This is a genomic window from Heyndrickxia camelliae, assembly GCF_002844575.1.
Taxonomy (GTDB): Bacteria; Bacillota; Bacilli; order Bacillales; family Bacillaceae_C; genus Margalitia; species Margalitia camelliae.
The window spans coordinates 1-536 of sequence record NZ_PIQO01000071.1; the positions used below are offsets into that span (position 1 = coordinate 1).

At 41.9% G+C, this 536-nt stretch carries 2 protein-coding genes; both read left to right on the plus strand.

Annotated features, from left to right (window positions below; all coding sequences use genetic code 11):
* The first annotated feature begins 35 nt into the window (after window positions 1-35).
* Complete coding sequence (locus CWO92_RS26445) at window positions 36-278, plus strand: Ig-like domain-containing protein (RefSeq protein ID WP_437177580.1); 243 nt, start codon at window positions 36-38, stop codon at window positions 276-278.
* Window positions 275-536: Ig-like domain-containing protein (locus CWO92_RS24960; protein ID WP_165786802.1), on the plus strand; the 262-nt coding region annotated here is incomplete at its 3' end. The genes CWO92_RS26445 and CWO92_RS24960, both read left to right, overlap by 4 nt.

Sequence of the window (536 nt, forward strand, 5' to 3'; positions counted from 1 at the left end):
ATACGGCATGGCATACAGTAGAATTTCAAGCCAAAGTGAAGAGTGGTCAAAGTAGTAACAAGATTACAAACATAGCTCAGGTTACAGGTGATAATGTAGAGAAATCCAATAACCCATCAACAGATTTTGAAGTTATCAACCAAAAGCCAAGTGCGTCAGATGATCACAAAACAACATCCAAAGACACACCAGTGTCTGGGCAAGTAAAAGGCTCGGACCCAGATGGGGATCCATTGACTTATAAGGAAGGTAAANGGACCCAGATGGGGATCCATTGACTTATAAGGAAGGTAAATCACCAAGTCATGGAACTGTTAAAGTGCATGAAGATGGAACATGGACGTATATACCGGATAAGGGGTATACAGGAAACGATTCGTTTACCGTTATCGTAGATGATGGTAAAGGTGGAAAGATTGAAGTTCCAGTAACGGTTGAAATAACAGAACCAGAAATTCCACCAACAAAACCAAATAATCCACCGATGGCAACGGGAGAGCATAAGACAACATCCAAAGACACACCAGTGTCTGGGC